This window comes from Hymenobacter guriensis (genome assembly GCF_015773195.1).
GTDB classification, from domain to species: Bacteria; Bacteroidota; Bacteroidia; order Cytophagales; family Hymenobacteraceae; genus Hymenobacter; species Hymenobacter guriensis.
This window is the reverse complement of sequence record NZ_JADWYK010000022.1, coordinates 1-21677: the sequence shown is the minus strand read 5'-3', so window position 1 is coordinate 21677 and position 21677 is coordinate 1. Positions and strand designations below refer to the sequence as shown.

Annotated in this window: 22 protein-coding genes; 7 read left to right on the top strand and 15 right to left on the bottom strand. The window is 60.6% G+C overall.

From position 1 onward, the window contains the following. Window positions 1-108: 108 nt before the first annotated feature. From I5L79_RS22065 to I5L79_RS22020, 10 genes are all read right to left on the bottom strand, one after another. The gene (locus tag I5L79_RS22065) at window positions 109-2409 is read right to left on the bottom strand and encodes a DUF5682 family protein (protein WP_196957263.1); all 2301 of its coding nucleotides are present in this window, start codon (window positions 2407-2409) and stop codon (window positions 109-111) included. Window positions 2410-2491: 82 nt separating this feature from the next. Continuing rightward, window positions 2492-3130 carry an SMI1/KNR4 family protein gene (locus tag I5L79_RS22060; RefSeq protein WP_196957262.1) on the bottom strand — a complete coding sequence of 213 codons (639 nt, stop codon included), beginning with the start codon at window positions 3128-3130 and terminating at the stop codon, window positions 2492-2494. A 53-nt stretch (window positions 3131-3183) separates the two neighbouring features. Then, window positions 3184-3768 carry an SMI1/KNR4 family protein gene (locus I5L79_RS22055; RefSeq protein WP_196957261.1) on the bottom strand — a complete coding sequence of 195 codons (585 nt, stop codon included), beginning with the start codon at window positions 3766-3768 and terminating at the stop codon, window positions 3184-3186. Window positions 3769-3842: 74 nt separating this feature from the next. Beyond that, complete coding sequence (locus tag I5L79_RS22050; protein ID WP_196957260.1) at window positions 3843-4223, bottom strand: hypothetical protein; 381 nt, start codon at window positions 4221-4223, stop codon at window positions 3843-3845. A gap of 13 nt (window positions 4224-4236) precedes the next feature. Beyond that, window positions 4237-4848, bottom strand: a complete 612-nt coding sequence (locus I5L79_RS22045) for a hypothetical protein (protein WP_196957259.1) — start codon at window positions 4846-4848, stop codon at window positions 4237-4239. A gap of 40 nt (window positions 4849-4888) precedes the next feature. Beyond that, the gene (locus tag I5L79_RS22040; RefSeq protein ID WP_196957258.1) at window positions 4889-5989 is read right to left on the bottom strand and encodes an ATP-binding protein; all 1101 of its coding nucleotides are present in this window, start codon (window positions 5987-5989) and stop codon (window positions 4889-4891) included. A gap of 192 nt (window positions 5990-6181) precedes the next feature. Beyond that, window positions 6182-7771, bottom strand: coding sequence for a DUF5691 domain-containing protein (locus tag I5L79_RS22035; protein ID WP_196957257.1), 1590 nt, complete (start codon window positions 7769-7771; stop codon window positions 6182-6184). Beyond that, window positions 7764-9173, bottom strand: a complete 1410-nt coding sequence (locus I5L79_RS22030) for a hypothetical protein (RefSeq protein ID WP_196957256.1) — start codon at window positions 9171-9173, stop codon at window positions 7764-7766. The genes I5L79_RS22035 and I5L79_RS22030 overlap by 8 nt, the downstream gene beginning before the upstream one ends. Window positions 9174-9213: 40 nt before the next feature. Next, window positions 9214-9564 (bottom strand): hypothetical protein, encoded by a 351-nt coding sequence (locus I5L79_RS22025; RefSeq protein ID WP_196957255.1) that lies wholly within the window; start codon window positions 9562-9564, stop codon window positions 9214-9216. 148 nt (window positions 9565-9712) lie between these two features. Beyond that, a complete protein-coding gene (locus I5L79_RS22020) occupies window positions 9713-10318 on the bottom strand; it encodes a hypothetical protein (protein WP_196957254.1) in 606 nt (201 codons plus the stop codon). Between the two features lie 53 nt (window positions 10319-10371). On the opposite strand from I5L79_RS22020, the gene I5L79_RS22015 reads away from it, so the two are divergent. Further along, window positions 10372-10857, top strand: a complete 486-nt coding sequence (locus I5L79_RS22015; RefSeq protein ID WP_196957253.1) for a hypothetical protein — start codon at window positions 10372-10374, stop codon at window positions 10855-10857. 74 nt (window positions 10858-10931) lie between these two features. On the opposite strand, the gene I5L79_RS22010 is transcribed toward I5L79_RS22015, so the two are convergent. Then, the gene (locus I5L79_RS22010; protein WP_196957252.1) at window positions 10932-13232 is read right to left on the bottom strand and encodes an efflux RND transporter permease subunit; all 2301 of its coding nucleotides are present in this window, start codon (window positions 13230-13232) and stop codon (window positions 10932-10934) included. A 137-nt stretch (window positions 13233-13369) separates the two neighbouring features. On the opposite strand from I5L79_RS22010, the gene I5L79_RS22005 reads away from it, so the two are divergent. The 6 genes from I5L79_RS22005 (at window position 13370) to I5L79_RS21980 (ending at window position 17702) form a co-directional block, all read left to right on the top strand. Then, entirely contained in the window at window positions 13370-13609 is a 240-nt protein-coding gene (locus tag I5L79_RS22005; protein ID WP_196957251.1) for a hypothetical protein, read from the top strand. A gap of 91 nt (window positions 13610-13700) precedes the next feature. Next, window positions 13701-14213 carry an energy transducer TonB gene (locus tag I5L79_RS22000; protein WP_196957250.1) on the top strand — a complete coding sequence of 171 codons (513 nt, stop codon included), beginning with the start codon at window positions 13701-13703 and terminating at the stop codon, window positions 14211-14213. Window positions 14214-14216: 3 nt separating this feature from the next. Then, a complete protein-coding gene (locus tag I5L79_RS21995) occupies window positions 14217-14714 on the top strand; it encodes an SRPBCC family protein (RefSeq protein WP_196957249.1) in 498 nt (165 codons plus the stop codon). A 126-nt stretch (window positions 14715-14840) separates the two neighbouring features. Then, on the top strand, window positions 14841-16337 hold the full coding sequence (locus I5L79_RS21990; RefSeq protein ID WP_196957248.1) for a serine hydrolase: 1497 nt from the start codon (window positions 14841-14843) through the stop codon (window positions 16335-16337). Between the two features lie 207 nt (window positions 16338-16544). Beyond that, window positions 16545-17339 (top strand): thymidylate synthase, encoded by a 795-nt coding sequence (locus tag I5L79_RS21985; RefSeq protein WP_196957247.1) that lies wholly within the window; start codon window positions 16545-16547, stop codon window positions 17337-17339. Window positions 17340-17480: 141 nt separating this feature from the next. Beyond that, the gene (locus tag I5L79_RS21980; RefSeq protein WP_196957246.1) at window positions 17481-17702 is read left to right on the top strand and encodes a hypothetical protein; all 222 of its coding nucleotides are present in this window, start codon (window positions 17481-17483) and stop codon (window positions 17700-17702) included. Between the two features lie 71 nt (window positions 17703-17773). Here the strand turns inward: I5L79_RS21980 and I5L79_RS21975 are convergent, their stop codons facing one another. From I5L79_RS21975 to dprA, 4 genes are read right to left on the bottom strand one after another with little or no spacing between them, the layout of a single operon-like run. After that, window positions 17774-18580, bottom strand: coding sequence for an aminotransferase class IV (locus tag I5L79_RS21975; protein ID WP_196957245.1), 807 nt, complete (start codon window positions 18578-18580; stop codon window positions 17774-17776). An 11-nt stretch (window positions 18581-18591) separates the two neighbouring features. Beyond that, window positions 18592-19470, bottom strand: a complete 879-nt coding sequence (locus I5L79_RS21970; protein WP_196957244.1) for a hypothetical protein — start codon at window positions 19468-19470, stop codon at window positions 18592-18594. Between the two features lie 17 nt (window positions 19471-19487). Beyond that, the gene (locus I5L79_RS21965; protein WP_196957243.1) at window positions 19488-20423 is read right to left on the bottom strand and encodes a hypothetical protein; all 936 of its coding nucleotides are present in this window, start codon (window positions 20421-20423) and stop codon (window positions 19488-19490) included. Between the two features lie 33 nt (window positions 20424-20456). Continuing rightward, window positions 20457-21596 carry a DNA-processing protein DprA gene (gene dprA / locus I5L79_RS21960; protein WP_196957242.1) on the bottom strand — a complete coding sequence of 380 codons (1140 nt, stop codon included), beginning with the start codon at window positions 21594-21596 and terminating at the stop codon, window positions 20457-20459. Window positions 21597-21677: the final 81 nt, after the last annotated feature.

Below are 21677 nucleotides of genomic sequence, written 5' to 3'. Positions count from 1 at the left end.
GCAATGAGTGAAAGCTGGCAACGCTCGGGCGCTTAGCTTAGCCCAACCCCGTTGTGACAAGAGCTTTCATTAGCGGGTTTTCCCGTCTGCAAACTCACCTCAGGCGTTCTACACTGCCATTCCCAGCAACGCCCGCAGCCCCAGCAGCACCCTCAAGCCGCGCTCCAGGTCGAATTCCTCTTCTCCGGCTACGGCTACCGGCTGGTGGCCCTGGCGGGAAAGATCCAGGAGTTGGCGGCGCTCGGGTAGGCTGAAGTCGGTGAAGGCGCGGCGCAGCAGGGGCACGATTTCGCGGAAGGTGTCTTCGGGCAGGTCCCCAAGCCAGTCGTTGAGCAGGTCGAACAGGGGTCGGTGGTGGAGCAACAGCAGCCCGCTGCCGCTGAGGAAACCCTCAATCCAGGCCGTGGCGTAGTCGGTGGGCTGAGCCGGAGCCAGGGCCAGGCCGAGGGCCGTGGCCGCGGCTTCCGGCGCCAGCTGGTGGGCATCAAACAACAGTCGTCCCGCCGCCCCGGCCAGCAACCCCGACGAAGCCGGATTGCGCAGGACCACGGCCAGGGCATCGTACCAATCAGCTTCCTGGGCTTCGTCCTGCAAAAGCCGGATGGCCTGGTGGGTGCCTTCGATGCGGGGCAGCAGCTGGCGGGCCGCGTCGTAGTCGAGGCCGGTGCAGGCCTGGGGCAGCCCGATGCACAGGCGCGGTACCAGATGATGTACTACGGTGGCTACCTGGGCGGTTTCGGTGCGGCGCACGTTGCCGTAGCGCAGCACGTTTACTAGCGGGGGCAGGGCCGCCAGCAGGTGCGTCACGTCGCGGGTGCCGGCGGAAAGGGTTTCCAGCCGCGCCACCAACGTCCCGATGGCCGGACCCAGGTCGGCCTGTAAGGCTTCTTCCAGCAAGTGACTTACCGCTTCCAGGTCGGAGGCTTCGGCGGCGCGGGCGGCAGCTTTGGCGGCGGACGCGGCCAATATAGTATTGCCCAGGCGTCCCGCATCCAGCACATTGAGGGCGTATTCGGGCTGCCACTGTAGCTCCCACAGCTCGTGGAAGGTACCCGCCTTGCCCTGGGCCCGGCGCGGCTCGCCCCACCGGATGCCCAGCAGGCGCAGGCGGTGCAGCAGGTGACTGCGGCTGAGGTCCAACTCCTTGCGCAAATCCAGGTCGAGGGTTTTGGCGGTGGCTTCGGGCTTGAGGCGGGTAACTTTCTGCTGCAGCTGCAGATCCTGCTGCAGGGGTGTGGCGGGCTGCTCGGGGGGCACCGCGCCCAGCCGCTCCCCAATCACCAGCTCCCGCTGCACCAGGTCCAGCGCCTCGGCGTAGCCCCCGCCCAGAATGGCCACGGCGGCTTCCTGCAGCTCCTCAATGCCCGGCAGCTCCCGCCCGCGCACGACGGCCAGGGTTTCGGCCAGGCGCACACCCTCAATGGCGTGGGCGGCGGAGGCGTCCAGGTCGCGGGTGCGCAGCAGGCGGGCGGCGCGCACCATCCAGTGCGTGACGACCTCGGCCCGGGGCACGGTGAACAGCAGCTCGTACCAGGCCGGCGACAAAATCCCGGCCCCGTAGCCCGAGGCATAGGACAGCCGCTCGAACGTCCACGGAATCCAGGTGGCGGCGGTGGGCACTTTCTTCAGGCCCTTGAGGCGGGCTTTGTCTTCCTTTTTGAGCAGCTCGGGCCGTAGTACCGGCGCGTGCCAGGCCCCGCACACCACCGCCACGCGCTGGTAGCCCTGTTGCAGGGTGGTGCGCAGGGTTTCGCGCATAAAGGCCTCGCGGAGCAGTGTTTCCTCGGTTTCGGGCAAGTCCAGCTCTTCGCGCAGGGCCGTCATCATGTCCAGCACCACCGCGAAGGTATCGGCATGGCCGGGGGCGTGCTCCAGGCGTAGCTCCCACCACCGCTCCCCGTCCGTGTAGCCATTCAGCTCGGCCAGGTAGGAAATGGGGTCGGTTTTGGGAGAAGGCAGTGGGGGCGTGTCTGCTTCCGGCAGTACAGTTGTTTCGCTTTCGCGTTCGGGCTTGGGTGCGTCAATAGCCAAATCGGCTTCGGCCGGCTCACTACTCGGTAGCACCTCCTGACTTTCTGCGGGCTCTTGGGCGAAGCGCATACTCGCCGGCAAATCGAAGCAGCGGAGGTGGGCGCCGTGGCGGTGGCACCACTGGATGGCCTGCCATTCGGGCGAAAACTCGGCGAAAGGCAGAAACGAGGCCTGCTGGTGCTGTTTGGGGTTGTACACGAGCAGGGCCACGGGCGGCACCATCTCGGGGTGCGTGGCCGCCGCCAGCGCGGCTTCCGCATCGGCGGGGCACTCCAGCAGCAACATATCGGGTTGGTAGGCGTCGAGGGCGTGCACGAGGCTGGCGGCGCTGCCGGGCCCGTGGTGGCGGATACCGAAAAGGCGGAGGTCGGTGGGCATGAGTAACGAGAAGGGTCGGATGTGTAGGTTATTTCATGATTATTGAAAAATAGCCTACACGCTGTGGCCGATGAAAAGAGGACTAGAGCCGGGGCACTGACTGCCAGCGGCGGGCAGTGTACCAGTTCACCAGGTCGATAGTGAAGTCCGGGGCCAGAAACTCGTTGTCGTCTTCCTCCAGCGCATCGGGGTTGAGGGAATAGCGGCCTTGTTGCAGGTCCTGCGCAAAACCGGTCAGCAGGCTGGTTACCGAATCGGCTACCAGAAAGGCGGTTTCCTCTACTTCATCCAGGAAAATTACCTGCCCGTAGGTGCCGGCCGGGGTGGGGTCCAGGTCCACGTACAGCCACGCGTGCGAGCCATCGAAGCCCAGACTCAGCCAATACGGGTTCAGCACATGGTCGGCGCGCACCTCGGCCGTGGTGTGCTCCAGGGGAACGGCCTCGGTATTCTGCGTGCGGGAATGGAAGTTGGCTGTTACTTCTTCCAGGGGCAAAAAGCTCAGGCCATACACGAAGTTGCCGAAGTTCTCGGCCTCCTCATCCAGGCCATTATGCCAGCGGTACAGGGCCTTATAATCGTCGGGCAGTGGGCGGCCGAGGACCTTTTCCAGCGCCGCCAAGGCTTCTTCGGAAGCGCCGGGATTCAGCGACACATGCAGGATGCGGGGCGCATGCGCCGCCAGCCAGGTTTCAATGGAATGAAAGGCAGAATCGGTCATAGTGTGGTGCAGGGGTAGCTAGGCAGAATTCGGCTTGGCTGAATTAGTATTGGCTAACCTGCTCGGAACTCAATCGGGAACCCAGCTGGTGATTCCAGCTCCAGGTCCAGGACTTGCTCATCGGTCAATTCGGTTTCGCCCGTTTCGATCAGGGCCGCTTCGTAGGCCTGTACCACGGCGGTCAGCCAGGCCGTAAGGTTTGGGAACACCACGTCGCGCGGCTCCCAGTCGTGCCAATGCTCAAGGAGCTGGCCCGGCTGACCGGTGAACGTGCCTTCCAGATCCAGGCAGACATGGTCGCCGCTGCCGTTGGTGAGGAAGGGCACCCAGTTGGGTTGCCACCAGTTGGCCGCAAAGTCGCCGGCTTCGAGCAGTTCCCGGTTGATGCGCATGCTTTCGGCCACGCTGCTCAGGCTGGGGCACTCGTAGTTGGCCACCAAACCTTCGAAACACTCGTCGTTCTGGCCATTGTGCCAGCTGAACCACGCCCGCAGCTCCGCCGGCAACGTCAAGCCAACTTCCGTCTCAAACGCCGCTAGTTCAGCTGCTGTGGCGGGTGGGTTGAGCTCCGCGTAATACTCCGGGCGGTGCTGTTGGAGGAGGGTATCAAGCTGGGAGAGGAGTTGAGGGAAGGTCATAGAAAGATTTGAGAGAAGCTGTCGGCGCTACTGAGGGTGTAGTGGCAGTTGCTGGAAAAGTTTGTCCAAACATGCTATTGCATTGTTTTCCACACAGGTAAAACCTCGCACAATTGTTCAGCAAATTCTTGGGTCAGGCTATGCGGGCCACCTTCATCAGCAACATATTCTTCTATGATTCTACAGACAGCCGGCGAGTAGCAAACCTTCGTTCGGAAGTTCTCCAGAAAATTTACCGACATGACAAGTTTCATAAGTTGATGCGACTTACGATGGTGGCCGATAACCGTAACTGCATCACAAGTACCCGGAAACCAGTCAATGATGTAGACTTTAGCCCCCGGCTGAAAGTGTTTGGTGCCGGAACGGGTTTCCTGGCCGCCCGGGCCGTAGGGGCGTTCGGCCACTATGTTGGCAATGGCTGTCCAATAAACCTGGGGCGACTCGTTCGGCATGGATGATGAGACGCTAGTTATCAGTTACTATGCTCTGCCGCTTCTTCAGCAACTCCTGCGCCGCTGCCAGGGCATCTGGCACCACTTTCTTCTCCTGAAGCATCAGTTGCAGGCTCTCGTTGGATTTGGAGGCGAAGTTCTGCTTGAACTGGTCGATACGCTGTCTGCGGCGTTGGGCTGCATGCTCGGTTGTAGGCGTGGGAATAATGTGCTGGTTGATAAATGCATGAGCGGCCGGCTTATTCAGGAAGTAAAACAGCATCATCATCCCCAACCCTAGGATTGAAAAGCCCACTCCAACGTCGCCAAAACCAAAGTTGAACCGGATATTATCCGGTAAAAAGGTAATGATGCTGAACAGGGTAAGCCCCAACGTTAGCAGGAGCAACGGTTTGAAGAACGGGCGAAAAAGGAAGTAGGCCAACAGATTCAGGAACACGGCTGCAAAAGCGCCGTAATGCGCTGGAGTAAATGCCTGCTGGTACGCTTCGCCATCCTGGTACACTGGTACAAACAGAACCGTGAGAATGGTATAAATGCTGAGTACGGCCAGCAGTAATACTGGAATCAGATTCTTGTGCGTGTGTAGGAAGCGCATTGAAAATAGGTTGGCCAGTACGAGCAAGATGTTCCGCTAAGCATGACGTTCAGTTTCGAATCGAATTCTACTCCACCACCTCCCGGCAGGCGCGGTACAGATCCTTCCAGCCGTCCCGCTCTTTGACCACGGTTTCGAGGTACTCAAGCCAGACGGTGCGGTCCTGCACGGGGTCTTTGAGCACGGCGCCCGTGAGGCCCGCGGCCAGGTCGTGGGCGCGCAGGCTGCCGTCGCCGAAGTAGGCGGCCAAAGCCAGGCCACTGTTCATCACCGAAATGGCCTCGCCGGTGCTGAGCGTGCCGCTGGGGCTTTTGAGCTTGGTTTTTCCGTTCTCCGTCACGCCCGAGCGCAGCTCCCGGAAGATGGTCACGAGGCGGCTGATTTGCTCCAGGGCAGGGGCCTCCACGGGCAGCTGCAGGGCCTTGCCCTGCTTTTCCACCCGCGTCTGCACAATGCGCACTTCCTCTTCCTGGGAAGTAGGCAGCGGCAGCACCACCGTGTTGAAGCGGCGGCGCAGGGCGCTGCTCAGCTCGTTCACGCCCTTGTCCCGGTCGTTGGCCGTGGCAATGACGTTGAAGCCGCTGGTGGCCTGCACTTCGGTGGAAAGCTCGGGTATGGGCAGCACCTTTTCCGAGAGCATGGTGATGAGCGTGTCCTGCACGTCGGAGGGGATGCGGGTGAGTTCTTCGAGGCGCACCAGGCGGCCTTCCTGCATGCCTTTGAACAGGGGCGAGGGCACCAGCGCACCCAAGGAAGGTCCTTCGGCAATCAGGCGGGCGTAGTTCCAGGAATAGCGGATAGCATCCTCCGAGGTGCCTGCCGTGCCCTGCACCAGCAAGTCCGACCGCCCGCTGATGGCGGCCGTCAGGTGCTCCGATACCCAGCTTTTGGCCGTGCCCGGCACGCCCAGCAGCAGCAGGGCGCGGTCGGTGGCCAGGGTAGCCACAGCAATTTCCATCAGCCTCCGCTGCCCGATGTACTTGGGCTCCACCTCGAAGCCATTGTCCAGCTTGCCGCCCAGCAGGTAGGTGACGGTAGCCCAGGGCGAGAGGTGCCAGTTCGGCGGCTTGGGCCGGTCGTGGTCGGCGGCGCGCAGGGCGGCCAGTTCTTCGGCGTACACATCCTCGGCGTGCGGGCGCAGGACGTTGGAAGGAGCAGTAGTGGACATAGAGGAAGGATGGTTTGCTATAGACGCGGCGCGTCTGGGCGTTGCTGAAGTTGTTTAACGTGTCATTCCGAGCGAAGCGAGGAATCTGAATTCACCATTCAACAATTCACCCGGATTCCTCACTTCGCTCGGAATGACGCATGAGACTGGTCGTTCTGGCGGGCTACGCGAAGTGTCGCGTCTCTGCATCGTTTAACCGGGTGCGGGTGGTTCATGCAGGGCTTCGGCGAGCTGCTGACGGAAGTGCAGGGTGTTGAGCAGACGGGCGAGGCTGTTGTGGAGGTAGGGCACATCCTGCAGGAGAGGCTGCAGGGGTTCGGCGCAGAGGCTGTATTGGTCGGCGGGCACCACGCGGGCCATGTGCTCCAGCAACTGGGAGGCCGCATATTGGATGCGGTACAGCTCGGCGGGCTTGCCGAGGGCTGTGCGCAGCACCTCCACCACGCGGCGCGTGAGGCGCTCGGGCCAGGGCGCGGGTACCAGCAGCAGCAGCGGCAGCCAGCGTACCTCGGAATGGAAGTGCGGGGTAGCGTTGATGAGCGGCAGCACCAGATCGGTGAGGCGGGCCGCCGGTAGAAGTTGCGCCAAACCAGCGGTGGGCAGCACAGGGAGTTGCTTGCGCGGCTGCTCATAATACCACTCCAGCAAAGCCTCAGCCCAGGCAGTATCCCGGTGTAGTACGGTCGCTTCAGCCCAGGCCGTGAGCAGTAGTGCGTCCCATTCAGTGCCGACGGCGAGGTCGAGGATTTTGGTGGGGGAGAGGTTCCAGTGCTCAGTCCAGCGGCGGGGCGGAATAAGGGCCAGCAGCTGCCCCAGCAGCGCCGCCTTTTCGCCCTGAAAGCGGTTATCCTTCTGCTCAATGCCATCTGTGAGCCAGGTTTTATCCCAGTCGGTGGCGGGCAGCTCTACCAGCAGCTTTTTGCCTAGGAGGTTACTTTTCAGGCGCACCAACGGCTCGGCCCGCTGCCACAGCCGTTCCGTTAGCGCGCTGCCGGGCAGGCGCACCAATAGCGGCAGCACCGTTTGGCGCACCTCCTTGCTTTTGGCCGTGAGGTACTGGGTCAGCAGGGGCGCATCTTCGACGGAAAGGCTTTCCTGCAGCGTTGCCAGCAGCTGGGCCTGGTGCCTAACGGGCTCCTGGGGCAGTACTGCCGCCAGCAGCTCGCGGGCGTGAGTTGGCTCGCGGCGGCGCAAGGCTTCCAGGTACGAGGCCCGCTGCCCGATGGTGCCGGTTTCCCAGCCCGTTTCCTCCGTGGCCTGCTCCGAAGCCGACAGCAACGACTTCCAAGCCGGGTTCTGAGCCGCCAGCCAGACCCCGCGCTGTCCCAGGACGGCGGCCGCGGCGCGGTGCAGGGCAGAACGGGTGCGGGCGTGTTCGAGCAGCTGCACCAGCAGCTGGTGCGGCACCCGCCGCTGGTTTTCGGCCAGCGCCACCAGAAATTCCGGCAGCAGCTCGGGGTACTGGCCTTCCAGGAGCTGCTGGAGCAGCTGGGTTCCGTTAGAGCCAAGCGCATCCTGGGTTTCGGGAGCGGCTACTGCTTCGGCTGGTTTCCCGGTAGCGGCAGGTTGGTATCCGGCCTTGCGGATGGTGCTGAGCACGCCGGCCGTGAGCAGGGCTTGCTTCTCACGGAGGTCAGGCGTGTCTTCGGCGAGGGTGAAGCCGGGCACGGCCGGCAGCTCGTCGGGGCTTTGACGGGTGCCGAGCAGGCCGATGCGCTGCAGCCGCTGCCAGTCGGCGCCTGGCCGCAGGCTGGTTTCCAGGTTAATGAGGTGTTCAGGCATCGACCAGGCTGTTTGCAGGTTCAACCACGGTATTCCAGCCCACGAGCGGGCGCAGGCCCTGGCCGCTCCATTCTCCGAATACGGTTAGCGGCTCACCGCCACTGATGGCGCGCAGCTCCCAGCCCGACAGGTCGTCGCAGAGCAGAGGAAGGTCAGTAAAGTCCTTCCCCGGGGCAGTTGGATCCGCCGGGGTTTCTGCGCTGGCTGAATTCAATGGAAACCGCAGCACCCAGCCATCAGTCGCAGGAGTAGGGACACCGCCCTTGAGCAAAGCCGGCCACTCGCGCAGCCAGGGCAGGCGACTCAGCGCGTCGGCGTATTCATCCAGCAGCTGGCCGGGGCCGATGCCCCCGGTGGGGAGAGGGCTGCCGGGCTGAATTCCCAGAAAGGTGAGCTGTCCGGGAATGGTCCGTAGCGGCAGCAAACCGGGATAAAACGTCAGCTCCCCCGCATAGGAGCCATCGGGCAGCAGGGGCGTGGCAAACGGCTGGCCCCCGAAGGAAAACTCCACCACCAGCGCAAACCGTCCGGTGTTGCCCCGCAGCCAGGAGCGGCGCACGGTCAGGCGTTCTTCTTCGGTGGTGGTCTGGGCCAGCACGCGCCATTCGTCGGCCACGGCTGGCTGGGTGGCCTGCACGTCTTCCTTTTTCAGGTTCACGCCTACCTGTTGCAGCACCTCCTGACGGGCTTCCTCGGCCAGCTCAGGCAGGCGCAGGAAGGTCCGCACCAGCAGGTACAGTTCGCCCAGGCGGGCCAGCATCCGGCCGGGCCAGTCGGCCCCCTGGTGGCGCAGGGTGGGCAGCTCGCGCACTACTGTGGCCAGGCCGGGCAATTGGTTGTCTACGAGGCGGGCGGCCTGGTTTTCCCAGAAAGTGCGCGGCTGCTGGTCGGTGGCGGCCAGGCCCGCCCGCATGATATCCACCAGCCAGGTTTCCAGCTCCTGGGCCCCACGCTGCATGCGCGTCTGGCGCTGGGCTTCCCGCTTCTGACGAGCGGCCTCAGCTGCTTCAGCAGCTGCCGAGTCGGTAGCTGGCGCGGCGGCTGGCTCTGCTTTGGCGACTTGCTTTTCCTGGGTTTGCTGGCGCTTGTCCAGCCACTCCTGCAGCCACACGGGGGGCGTACTGCCGCTCAGCAGCTGGGGCTGACGGGCCAGTAGTAGCAACAGCCCCGCGCCGTGCTTGCAGGGAAACACGCGGCTTGGGCAGCTACATTTGAAAGCCGGGGCGGTGAGGTCAATGCCGGTTTGGTAGGGCTTGCTGCCGCTGCCTTTGCACTCGCCCCAGGCGGCGGTTTCGGTCTGGCCCAGGTTGCCCCACTTGGCGGGAGCGGCCAACTCCTGGCCGCGCTTGAGGGTGCCGGAGTCGGTGATGAGGGCGCGGGCCTGTTCTTCGGTCCAGGTCAAAACGATGTCGCGGTTAGGTGTGCCGGGGCAAAGTAGGGGTTCAGACCGGAAATACCGCGCCGCAATTTGGGCATTTGTGCAGCTTAGTACCCGCGTAGTACAACCGCTGCCACCATTTCGGGCGGGGTAGCGGCGCCGCGCCCTCGGCCCCGCAGCGGGGGCAGCGGAGGGCTTTCGGCGTGGTGCGCTGCTGCTCAAATACTTTCACTGTTTCCCGGGCCAGTGGCACGTCGGCCTCCTCAATCAGCAGCTGGTAGTACAGGCCGTCACCGAAGGGGAAGGAGGGCGGCCCGCAAGTCTTCACCAGCGCGTCAACTTCTGCTGCCTTGAGTTGATTGTACAGCGCTACCGCCTCGGCATAGCTTAGAAACTGAGCGGCGGGAACGAGCATGAAGATGTATCGAAGTTGAAATAAAAGAACGTCATGCTGAGCTTGTCGAAGCATCTCTACCGCTTCGTCTGCAATGATTCAACGAAGCGGTAGAGATGCTTCGACAAGCTCAGCATGACGGCTTACTTAACCAACATTCAGCAATATTCTACTTCCGCCGACGGGCCGGGGCGGCGCTCAGGCGGCCGCGCAGCTTCAGCACGTAGAACAACAGCCCGGCTGATAGCGCGGCCAAACCGGCGGCCAGCAGCTCACGACTGGTGCGGGCCTGAGTAGCTTCGTCGGCGGTAGCCTGCAGCTCCTGGAGCTTTTTGGCGCGCTGCCGGTCCCGCTCCTGCAGGTTGGCAATCTGGTTTTCCAGGTCGTGGAACCGTTCCCGGGTGCTGGTCTGGTCGGTCTGGGCCACGCTGGCCAGCTGCTTTACCTGCTGGTTTTCGACCACCACGGCGGCGGTTTTGCGCAGGGTAGCTGCCTGCACGGCCCGCACAATCTCGGTGTCCTTGCGGATAATGCCTTTTAGGGCATCTACGACTTCCTGCAGGTCTTTCTTGCTGGGCTTGTTGGCCAGAAAGGCGTTACGCTGGGCCGCAGCGGCCTCGTACTGCTGCACCATTTGTTGGCGCTCCTGAATCAGGCGGGGCAGCGGGTCGTCGGGCGAGCTAGTGTTTGGGGTTTGGGCAAAGGAGGTGCTTAAAGTCAGGCTGGTTGCCAGGGTGAATAGATAGAGGCGGCGTGATGCGAATGAATAAATCAAGACAAAACGGGAGCAGGAGTGGAGAGAAAGGTGATTTTGCTTAAATCGAGTGTATGAAACGTATATTCTATCTATCAAGTCTATCAGCGTTGCTGATTACCTCGGCCTGTAAGACTACCAAGCCAGCAGTTGGCTTCAATAGCGGTCCTCGAATAACTGGCTCTACTTCGGCTCCTCAAAGCTACTACGATGCCGCCCAACAACGAGAGCCGGCACAGGTATCAGGCGTCAGCACTGATGCCGATTTTGGAATAACCCAAAAGAAACCAGTCTGTGTGGCAGGAATATCGAGCGAGAAAGTAGCAAATGAGCACCAGTACCTGAACGCTCTGCGAGGCCCCAATGGAGAAAAAATCAACTACCGGCGGCGTGGGAGTTGTTGCGGCTTTGAAACGCCGAATGGTATAATGGGCTACGGCTTACTGGATGTGTACGAACTTACCTGGGAGGGTAGCCCAAAGCCGCTGCTGGTGTACATCAATATGTATGATTCTGGTCCTTTGCTCGCTCCGGTAGGGTTAACGCTGGCGAAGCCATAGCCGAGCACCGGCTTTATCATAAACGGCCGTTCTGCTGTTCAAAAGCGGAACGGCCGTTTGCATATAACACTATGCTACGCTTCCAGCAGCGGCACCGGCTGCCGTATTTCCTTAGGCTTGTGCCGGTAAAACCGCAGAATCAGAATCGGCAGCAAGGTCAGCTCGGCTACTACCCCAAACAGCAGCGTGAGGCCGATAAGCAAACCCACGTAAAACGTGCCGTCAAACGAGGAAAAGATCAGCGTGGAAAAACCGCCCACCAGAATCAGGGACGTAACGATAACGGCTTTGCCGGCCATCAGGTAGGTTTTGCGCACGGCTTTAAACAAACTGGGCTCCTGCAGCAGCACTAGCTTCAGCTTCGAGATAAAGTGGATGGTGTCATCGACGGCAATGCCGAAAGCAATGGTGAAGATGATGCTGGTGCTCACCTTCATGCTCACGCCGGCCGCGCCCATTACCCCGGCCACAATCAGGATGGGCACGAGGTTGGGGATGAGCACCACCACCGTCATGCGCACCGAGCGGAACAGCAGCAGCACAATCAGCGTCACCATCACCACGTCGATGCTCATGCCCGTAATCATGTTGAGCGTGAGGTTTTCGTTGTTTTTGTCGATGAGATTGGCCGAGCCCGTAAGGCGGGTTTGCAGCACGGTGCTATCCACCGAGGTGCGCAGGAATCTGCGTAAATCCGCGTTCAGCGCATCGGCCCGGATGGAGCCCACGTCGGGCATGCGGCCGGTGAGGCGACCTTCAGAGCCGTCGGGCAGGGCCAGGGCCCGAAACTCCGGCTTCTTGCGAAACAGCTTCACCTTGCGCGTCAGGCGCTGCAGCTCGGCTTCCGAGTCGGGCAGGCGGTACTCGGTCAGCAAGCCGCCATTCAGGGCCTTGCGCACCGATTTGATGAGGGTGACGGGCGAGGCCACGAAGTTCAGCCCGTAGGTTTTCTGCAGGTAGGTTTCGATTAACTCGGTCTGGCGCAGCACCTGCAGGTCGTAAATGGTGCGGCCGGGCGCGGGCTTCAAATCCAGCTCGAAGGGGCGCACCCCGGCAAACTGCCGCTCGAAAAACACGAAATCCAGCTTCACTGGGTCATTCTGCGACAAGTCATCCAGCAACGCCGAATTGATGCGGATGCGCGAGGCCGAAGCCACCGACAGCCCCAATACCAGGGCGCTGATGGCCACCACCCAGTGCCGCCGGGCTAGCACCGTGCGGAACATGCGGCCCAGTACCCCGTCCCAGCTGTGGCCGGTTTCGCGCGGAATGCGCAGCTGAGGCTTGCGCAGCAGTACCAGCATGGCTGGCAGCAAGGTGAAGCTGAGGGCAAACGTGAGCAGCACGGCAATGCCCGTGAACAGCCCGAAGTTGTAAATCGGCCGGATGGTGCTGGTCATCAACGTGAAAAACCCGATACTGGTCGTCAGCGCCGACAGCCCCGAGCCGAAGCCCGATTCTTTCAAGGCAATCAGCAGAGAGTCCTTCTTGCTGGCCCCGTAGCCCAGCTCCGTGACGTAGCGCGTGATGATGTGGATAGTATCGGACATGCCCACTACGAACAGCATCACGGGCAGCAAAGCCGTCATCAGATCAATGCTCACTCCGAAAGCCGACATCACGCCCAAGCCCCACAGAATGGCCCCCAGCACTACCACCAGCGGCAAGACCACACCCCACCACGTGCGGAATGTGAGCCACAGCAGCCCCGTCACTAGCACCACCGAAAGGCTCATAAACACCATCAGCTCCACCTGCAGCCGGTCCACAAACACCGACTGCGCCACCAGCTTACCGGCCAGATGGTACTGGGTTTCGGAGATGCCCTGGCGCGCCAGCTCCGTGCGCACGGCCGCCAGCAGCGAGTCGCCGGGGGGCTTGCTGAGGTTGGGGGAGGTCTGGAACAGCACCGTGACGGCCCGCGCATCCCGGGAAATCAGGTTGCCCACAAGGCCCGGGGTGCGGTACACCAGCGCCGAGTCCTGGGCCCGGCGCGGTGGCTCCTTTGGGTGCAGGTAGGGCACGTTGAACACGCCCAGCCCTTCCACCACCGGGTTGGTAGCCGTGGTGGGCGACGATACCTGCGTCACGTGCCGGCGGCTTTGAATAAATCGGGTAAGCGAATCGACCTTGGTCAGGAACCGGGGCTCGAACACGGTCTGGCCGGCCGGGGCTTCCAGGCCCAGCAGCACGTAGTCGTTGTCGTTGCCGAAGCGCTGGGAGTATTGCTCGTAGTAATCCAGGTCCGGGTCGCCGGCGGGGTAGAAGTCGTTGAAGTTGTAGTTGAAGCGCAGCTGAGCGACGAAGAACACGGCCAGGGCCGTGAGGAGCCCGAGGGCCAGCAGAGTAAGGTGCGCGAGTCGGCGAAGGGGCATAGGCAATGAAAACGCGCTGCGCTCAGGGGCTTACCGGCCGAGGCGTGCAACGGGCCGCCGGTTATTTGCTACCTTGGAGCAGGCGGATAGCCAACCGCCGCTTTTCCGGTTTTGTTTCCTGTTTCCCCAGTACTGCCATGAAAAACGCTCTGCTCGCCCTCGCCCTGTTTGCTTTTGTTGGTTCGGCCGCGGCCAACGAAGGCCCCAACGACGCCAAGGGCAAAAAGTCTAGGAAAGCCACCGCCACCCTCACCAAAGCCAACTGCACGCCCGGCGAGAAAGCAGCTGCGGGCGGCTCCTGCTGCGCGAAGAAAGGCGCCAAAACTGCCGCCGTTACGCCCGCCCCGGCCGCTGCCCCGGCGGTGAAGTCGATGTAAGCAGCCGGTTATTTCATTTATACCATGAAAAACACCTCACGAAGACAAGCTGCGTGGGGTGTTTTCGTTTAATGGGTAACGACTACCGAATATGTGCTACATAAAGATATTAATATGTGGCTTTCTGTTTGTGACCGGCTTAGGTCAGGTTAAAGCACAGGCCACCTATAACCGCTGGGAAGCCCGCCCGGTACCTGCACCCCAATCATCCCGTGCATCTCGAACACAGGCGCAGCAGGACTCTGCGCGCAAAGCAGCCTATTGGAACACAGCGCCTCCGCTCAGGCGTGGGATTGGTCAACGGTTACGTGCTAATCGATTATTCCCTGAAGATCAACCGTATTTAGATTTTGTGCGGCGTTTTATCAGGTACCCTGTAGAAGCTTTACGTGCCCAAACCGATGGAACCATCTGGCTGCGGCTTTCTGTAGATGCAACGGGTCGGGTGATACGCATAACGGTGGCTGAGAATAGCACGCCGCCGGGCGCTGTCGGCGAGGCAGCTCTGCTACAGCATGCACGTGAGCTACTTCAGCACCTGCGTTTTGAGCCTTCGGCGGCGGAGACGGAAGAAGAAGCAAGAATTTCATTCCAGATATTGTAGCGGGTGGCAACTATTGAGGTCTTCACCCGCATCAACGCTCCTCAGGAAAGATGCTTCTATCTGGCGCTGAGCGTTGATCTGCACGCGGTTTCTGCAAGTCAGACACAGGAAGAAATCATAGGCGACATTCGAAGTGGCCTACTGAGGTTGGGCGACTCAGTTACGTTTCGGGCTCGTCATTTTGGGGTGTGGCAACGCCTGACAAGTAAAATAACCGAGTTCGAGGCACCGGCTTTTTTCTGTGATGAAATGCAACAGGGAGCCTTTCGGTCTATGCGGCATGAGCATCATTTCACGTCTGTAGATTCGGTTACCGTCATGCGTGACGTTTTCCAGTTTGAGTCTCCATTAGGTTGGCTAGGTAAGCTAGTCGATGCATTGGTGCTGAAACGCTACCTAAGCCGTTTTCTGGAAGAGCGGGGGCGTGTAGTAAAGCACTACGCCGAGACAGATGCTTGGCGGGAAGTATTGCCGGAAATTGCCCGTCATTCGGAGTTATAGCTAAGTGGCTTTCTGCTTTGGCCTCATGGAGTCACAATGCTAGGGTAGTAATTATTTAACTAAAACCTGATGCAAGGCTGTAACCTTTTCGGGCAGCGGCAGTGTCCTGGGAAAATCCAGCCTTCTATGACTGCAAACCGCGCTACCCTGCTTACCTGCCTGTTGCTGCTGACAGCTTCGTTTGCGTTTGGCCAGCCCACGAGGCCCGCCGCCAGCAGCAACTCCCAAAAACAGCTTGACTTAGTAATGCAACAAGTGGGGGAGGCATTCAGCAAAGAGCCTACCGCGGTGGGCCTTTCGATAGGCATTGTTAAAGACGGGCAAACCTACTTTTACAATTTCGGCACCACGGAGAAGGGAACAGGCAAGGTGCCCACCCAGCATACCATCTACGAAATCGGCTCGGTCAGCAAGACGTTTGCCAGCCTCCTGCTGGCCCAGGCCGTGCTGGAAAAGCGGGTGAGCCTGACGGATGACATCCGCAAGTACTTGCCCGGAGACTACCCGAACCTGGCCTACGCCGGTAAGCCCATCAAGCTGGTGCATCTGGCTAACACCACCTCGGCCCTGCCCGACAACGTGCCCGACCGGAGCGCTATCCTGCAGCAAGCCCCGCCCGATTCAGTGCCGTTCCTTATTCTCCGGGCGGCCCGCGCCTACACCAGGCAGGATTTCTACACCGACCTGCACGCCGTGAAGCTGGATACCGTGCCCGGGCTGATTCCGCGACATTCCAATACCGGAGCGCAGCTGCTGGCCTACATTCTGGAAAGCGTCTACCAGGCTCCCTTTGAGCAGCTGGTGGAAAAATACATTGCACAGCCGCTGCAGATGCGCAGCACTCTGCAGGCAAAAGCCGGGAACAGCCTGCTAGCGGTGGGGCACAACGAAAAAGGCAACCGGATGCCGTACCACTTCATCGAGAGCCTGGAGCCGTCGGGGGGCTTGCGCTACAGCGCGGCCGATATGGCGAAGTACCTGGCGTACCAGCTCGCAAAATCCAATAAAGCTGTAGCCCTAACTCATCAGACAACCTGGGGAAGCGTGGACGAAGAGGCCATTGGCCTGAACTGGAGTGTGCGCAAGACCCCGGACAGCAAACGGCAGTTGCTGCACACCGGTGGTACGTTTGGCTTTGCCAGCTACTGCAGCTTTTACCCCGAGCTGGGCTTCGGCCTCGTGCTGCTGGTCAACGAATCGGCCCCGCAAACGCAGGGGCGGCTGTGGGCCCTGGCCGACCAGATACAGGAAGGCGTGTACGGCGTGCCGCCCGCCCTCCAGGCTTTCCGAAAGAGCCTGGCAGCTACTGAGTATAAGCAGGCACTTGAGGTATTTAAGGCTGCCAAGCAGAAACACCCTGAGCTGCACCTGTCGGAAGAATTTGTAAACGAATGGGGCTATACGCTGGCTCGGCAGGGCAACATCGGGCACGCTATTGAGCTGTTCAAGCTCAACGTGCGTCTGCACCCTGGCAGCTGGAATACCTACGACAGCCTGGCAGAATCCTACGAAATGCAGGGCAATACCGCGCTGGCCATTAGCAACTACCGGCAGTCGTTAGCCCTGAATCCGAAAAATACCGGCGCAGTTGAGCACCTGAAGAAGCTAGGCGCAAGTAAATAGCGGCAGCAGGAGCCGGAATACTACTTTGCAGTACCAGCGTTATAACCGGACGTTGTGCTAACCCCGCGTGAAGAGCCGCTCCAACCCGAGCGGCTTTTTTCTTGCACAGCCATATTCGCTAAGCCGGCATTAGAGTCAATAAACCTTGTCGGCCTCGGGCTACTTTCTTTACTTTTGAAGCTGTATCCTTCTTAGCTTTCCCTTCCGATGCGCCAGTACCACGCCCTGCTCCAACACATCCTCGACCACGGTACCCAGAAAACCGACCGGACCGGCACGGGCACGCTCTCGGTGTTTGGCTACCAGATGCGGTTCGACCTGGCCGAGGGCTTTCCGCTGGTGACGACCAAAAAGGTGCACCTGAAAAGCATCATTCACGAGCTGCTCTGGTTTCTGCGCGGCGACACCAGCAACCAGTCCCTGGAAGACCTAGGCGTGACGATCTGGCGGGAGTGGGCCGACGAAAACGGTGAACTAGGGCCCATTTACGGCAAGCAGTGGCGCAGCTGGTCGGCCCCCGACGGCCAGAGCATCGACCAGATCAGCCAGATGGTGCACCTGCTGCGCACCCAGCCCGATTCGCGCCGCATGGTAGTCTCGGCCTGGAACGTGGCCGATTTGCCGCTGATGCGCCTTACGCCCTGCCACGCCCTGTTTCAGTTCTACGTGGCCGATGGCAAGCTCAGCTGCCAGCTCTATCAGCGCTCCGCCGACGTGTTCCTGGGGGTGCCCTTCAACATTGCGTCCTACGCCCTGCTCACGCTCATGATGGCGCAAGTGACCGGCCTGGAGCCCGGCGAGTTCATCTGGACCGGCGGCGACACGCACCTTTACAGCAACCACCTGGAGCAGGCCCGCCTGCAGCTTACGCGGGAGCCGCGGCCCTTGCCCCAGATGCGCCTGAACCCCGAAGTGCAGGATATTTTCAGCTTCCGCTACGAGGACTTCACGCTGGAAAACTACGAGCCTCACCCCGCTATTAAAGCGCCGGTGGCCGTGTAGCTGCTGCCAGTAGCGATGAACGCAGTAGCTTGATATGAATATTCAACTATTTTTTATGAAAAAGTTATAAGAATGTAAACCCAACTACCGTTATTGGTGCGTAAGCAAAACTGATAGAAGTTCGCTCTTACGTTTTCGGTTATGGTAGCACGGCAAGAATCTTCGGTTACTGCGCTTACCCGCCAGCAGCGGGCCTGGGTGGCCCTATACTCCCTGGCAGCAGGAAGCAAGCCTCTCCCCCAAATCCTGGAGGAAAACGATATAACAGAGGCCGACCTGCGCGCGCATGAGGAAAGCTGGCGAACTATGCAGGCCCGGCGGCAGCAGCATCAGTCACGACCTGCCCTGGCCGCCTCGGCATAAATTTCCTCTTGGAAGTTGATAGTTGTCAGCGCCTTGGTTACTGACAGCTACTACTACTATTGACGACCAACTCATCTGCCAGCCAGCAGCTGAGTTAGCACAGCCGCGTGCTCGGGCGCGTACGGGTGCTCCTGCAACTGGGCAATCAGCCGCCAGCCCGCCACATTCGCCGTAAACACCGCCTCGGCCTGTAGCAGTTGGTCGGGAGTCGCCAATACTTCGTGAGCAGGTATGCCCAGAGACGATGCGCGAGCCAGCAGGTCGGCCCTGTGCACGCCCGCCACGCAGCCCGTCGTCAGGGCCGGCGTGTAGAGCTGCTTATCCTTCACCCAGAAAATGGCGGCGGAAGTGGTTTCGGCCACGTATCCATCTGCTGAGAGCAATACCAGCTCATCGACGCCACGCTGCTCCCGCTCCCGGGACGCCCGCACATACAGCCACGCCTGCGGCCCCTTGCAAAAGCTTAGGGGGGAATAGATGGCGTGCGTGCCGAGCGCAAAAGCAGCCCGCGCAATGGGAGCTTCATTCGGCACGAAAGGAGCCGCCGTAGCCAGCCATTCCACTGAAGACGTTTCCGGGGTGTAGAGCCCACCTCCGGCCCGCCAGATGTGCAGACGCACCCGGGCGGCCGTCAGCTCATTGGCCGCTGCCAAATGCCCCATTCCTTGCTCTAGCTGCTCCGCCGATGCCAGCGCTTTGGGTAATTCCAGGTAAAGAGCGGCGGCGGCGGCCTGCATTCGGGCAAAGTGGTGGGCGCCAAAGTGCAGCCGTCCGCCCGCAAAAATCAGGGTTTCAAAGAATCCGTCGCCGAAGGTGAAGCCGCGGTTGGGCAGGGAAAGGGCAGCTGTGGGCCGCAAGTGGCCGTTGAGAAGCAGCATCAGCAGAGAAATTATTGGCGGGCTACATGGTACGGCAGCCGCAGCCGGAACGTACTGTCACGGCCATAGACGCGAATGCGCATCGTGGCCTGCCAGCTGGCGGGACCGGGGCGGGTTGGGGCCTGAAACCGTACATGCCCTATGCCATCGGCATCTACTTCTAGGGGCCGCCCGTTGCAGTACATCTGGGCACCCTTTACGGCCAACACTTTCGTCACGAAAAACTCAGCGCGGTATACTTCGCCGGGGGCCACGGTATTGGATTCCGCCGAGGCCATAATTCTTAAGCTGCTGGGTATTTTTTCAGCGCCAACCCGGCGGGCCATTTCCTGCTGAATTCGCATTTCCCGGGCCAGCACGTCGGCCTCAAGCTGCGTGAGGGCCGCCAGCGCCACTACCACGGGCGCATCCAGGAAGGAGGGAAGAGCTAGTTGCACCGAGTCGATGAGGTACGGCTGCCGGGTGAGGACTGCGTATTGAGCCACTTGTTGCTGCAGCTGCCGCTCGGCGGGTGTGCCAGAGCCTACGCACCGCGTTACGTTGTCAGTCTCGTTGTAGCGGCGCAGCCCAGAGGCCCCCGGCACGTTGCCCGTAGCTCGAAGCAGCGCTTCGCGGCGGGCATGCAGGGTGTCGAGCAAGGCGTTGGTCTGACGGCGCAAGCTTTCGGCAGCATGAAGGACGGCTAGGTCGCTGGTTGTGTTTCGATTTTTAACAGTAGCGGCTTCTATGCCTTTTAAGCGGCTTTTAGCTTCCTGATTGTTGCGCTCATTCAGCCCGGCGAGAGTCCAGTCAAGTTCCTCCAGCTGCCTGTCCAACCGGCTTTGCAGGGCTGCCTGCTGGTAGAAGGTATACCCGATGGCGCATGCTACCAGCAGAGTCAAGCCAGCCAATAGTCTCGTAGGTAGGCTCATGGTGTATCTGTCTTCACGATATAGTAAGGCACGGTCAACTGCCAAACCTTATCAGTTGGATACCATTTAGTTTGAATAACACCTTTCCACTGGGCCCGTACCGTATCGGGCTGTGCCGGGCCGGCAGGCCCGGCGCGAAACTCAGCTTTAGGATATCTAGGGTATAGCGTTTGTACTGATTTGCCATTGACAGTGGCTTTTGAGTAGTGTCCACCACTACTGGACTGGGTTAAGAATAACTGACAGCGGTAGATAGCACCTGGTGCCACCGTTTTGGATTCGGCTACCGCCCACAGGCCTATTCTATCAAAGCATAAGCAACAGCCAGTACTGACTTTCATGGCTTGGCTCATCAAAGCTTCTTCTCCGTAGCGTCTTATCTGCGTTTCCAGTCGTGTGCAGGTTGCAAGGGCAGCTACTAACGGTATTCCCTTGAAATGCTCAACCCTTATTGCATCAGAAAGTAGAAAGCCATTAGGTGATTGCGTCAGCGGGGCAGCGCTAGGAATGAATTGGCGAATGAAAGCTATGTAGCTATAAATGTTTGCGCCTAATGTAGTGCTAGCCGTTGGGCCAACTGTGGCGGGGGTAGCTACATTCAGGGAGTTGGCCCTGGCAACGCCGTTGAGCTGCTGCCGCAAGGCTCGTAGACTATCTAACAGGCTTTCAGTACGATTATGGATTTTTTCAGCGGTATATAGTATATCCAAATCCCTTCGCTGTAGACGATTTTGATTTACCCCTTGTATGATTCCCTCGATGGTCGTCCTAGCACGTTCCTTGGCCAGTTGGTTATTTGTTGCTAGCCGTTTGTCAAGCAGAATAAATTGCTGCAGTGTAGCCTGCTGCCGCACCTGCCCACGATAGTACGCCCAGCCAGCCGTGCCCAAGCCAGCGGCTAATAGGAGAAGCAGAAAGGTCTTATTAATCATGCGCATAGCGTAGAGAGTTCGGGCTGATATGGTTTAGACGAGCCCAAACCGCTTGCCCGGCAGCGCCCGCACCAGCCCCCGAAACTCCAACCCCAGCAGGAGGGAAGATACTTGGTGCACGGGCTGCTGGGCTTTCCAGGCCAGGGCATCGAGGTGCTCCTCTCGGTTGGGCGCGGCCTGCAGCACCGTCAGCAACCCGAATTCTTCCGCCGTGAAATCCAGCGGGTCGAACGTGGCGGGCGCCTGGGGCTTGCCGGTGAGGTGGAGGGCGAGGTCCCAGTTCAGCACCTGCTCGATATCGGCTGGCTCGGAGTAGAGCGCGGCTTTGTTGGTTTTGATCAGTTCGTGGCAGCCTTCGGAGGCCGCCGAGCCCAGGGGCCCCGGCACCGCCAGCACGTCCCGGTCGTAGCCCTGGGCCAGGTCGGCCGTAATCAGCGCCCCGCCTTTTTTCGCGGCTTCAATTACCACCGTGCCATCGGCTAGCCCGGCGATAATGCGGTTGCGGGCTGGGAAGTTGTACTTGTCGGGCGGGGTGCCGAAGGGAAACTCCGTAAGCAAGCCGCCCTGCGTAAGCATCTTCTCGGCGGTTTTGCGGTGGGCGTGGGGATAAATCACGTCGAGGCCCGTGGCCATGACGCCCACCGTTTCCAGCCCTTCCTGTAGGGCCGCACGATGGGCGGCAATGTCGATGCCGTAGGCCAGCCCGCTTACAATCAGCGGGCGGTGGGAGGCTACGCCGCGCACCAGCCGCTCGGTTTGCTCGCGGCCGTAGTCGGTGGCCTGGCGGGTGCCTACCAGCGCCAGGGTTTTGGGCTGGTTGAGGTCGGCGGTGCCCTGGTAGTAGAGCAGCACCGGCGCGTCGGGAATCTGCTTAAGGCGGGCCGGGAACTGCTTGCTGGTGTAAAACAGCAGTTGAATGCCTTCCTTTTCCGCTTTCCGCACCGCTGCTTCCGCCTGCTGCAGGGCCGCCTTACGCTCTTTGCCGGTGAGTACGGCCACCGTGGCCGGCCCCACGCCCGGAATCTTGAGCAGCTTGCCCGGCGGCAGGTGCAGCACATTCCGCGCCGAGCCCCCATAGCTCATCAGCTGCCGCGTGAGCTGCGGCCCCACGCCGGGAAACAGCGTCAGCGCGACTTCGTGCAGGAGGGTGTCGTCGGGAGAGTTAACAGTCATAAGCAGCTAGGAAGTGTTAACAGTAGGTATTATTTTGGAGGATGGACTTTATGCTGACGGACGCGCAATGGGCGCGCATCG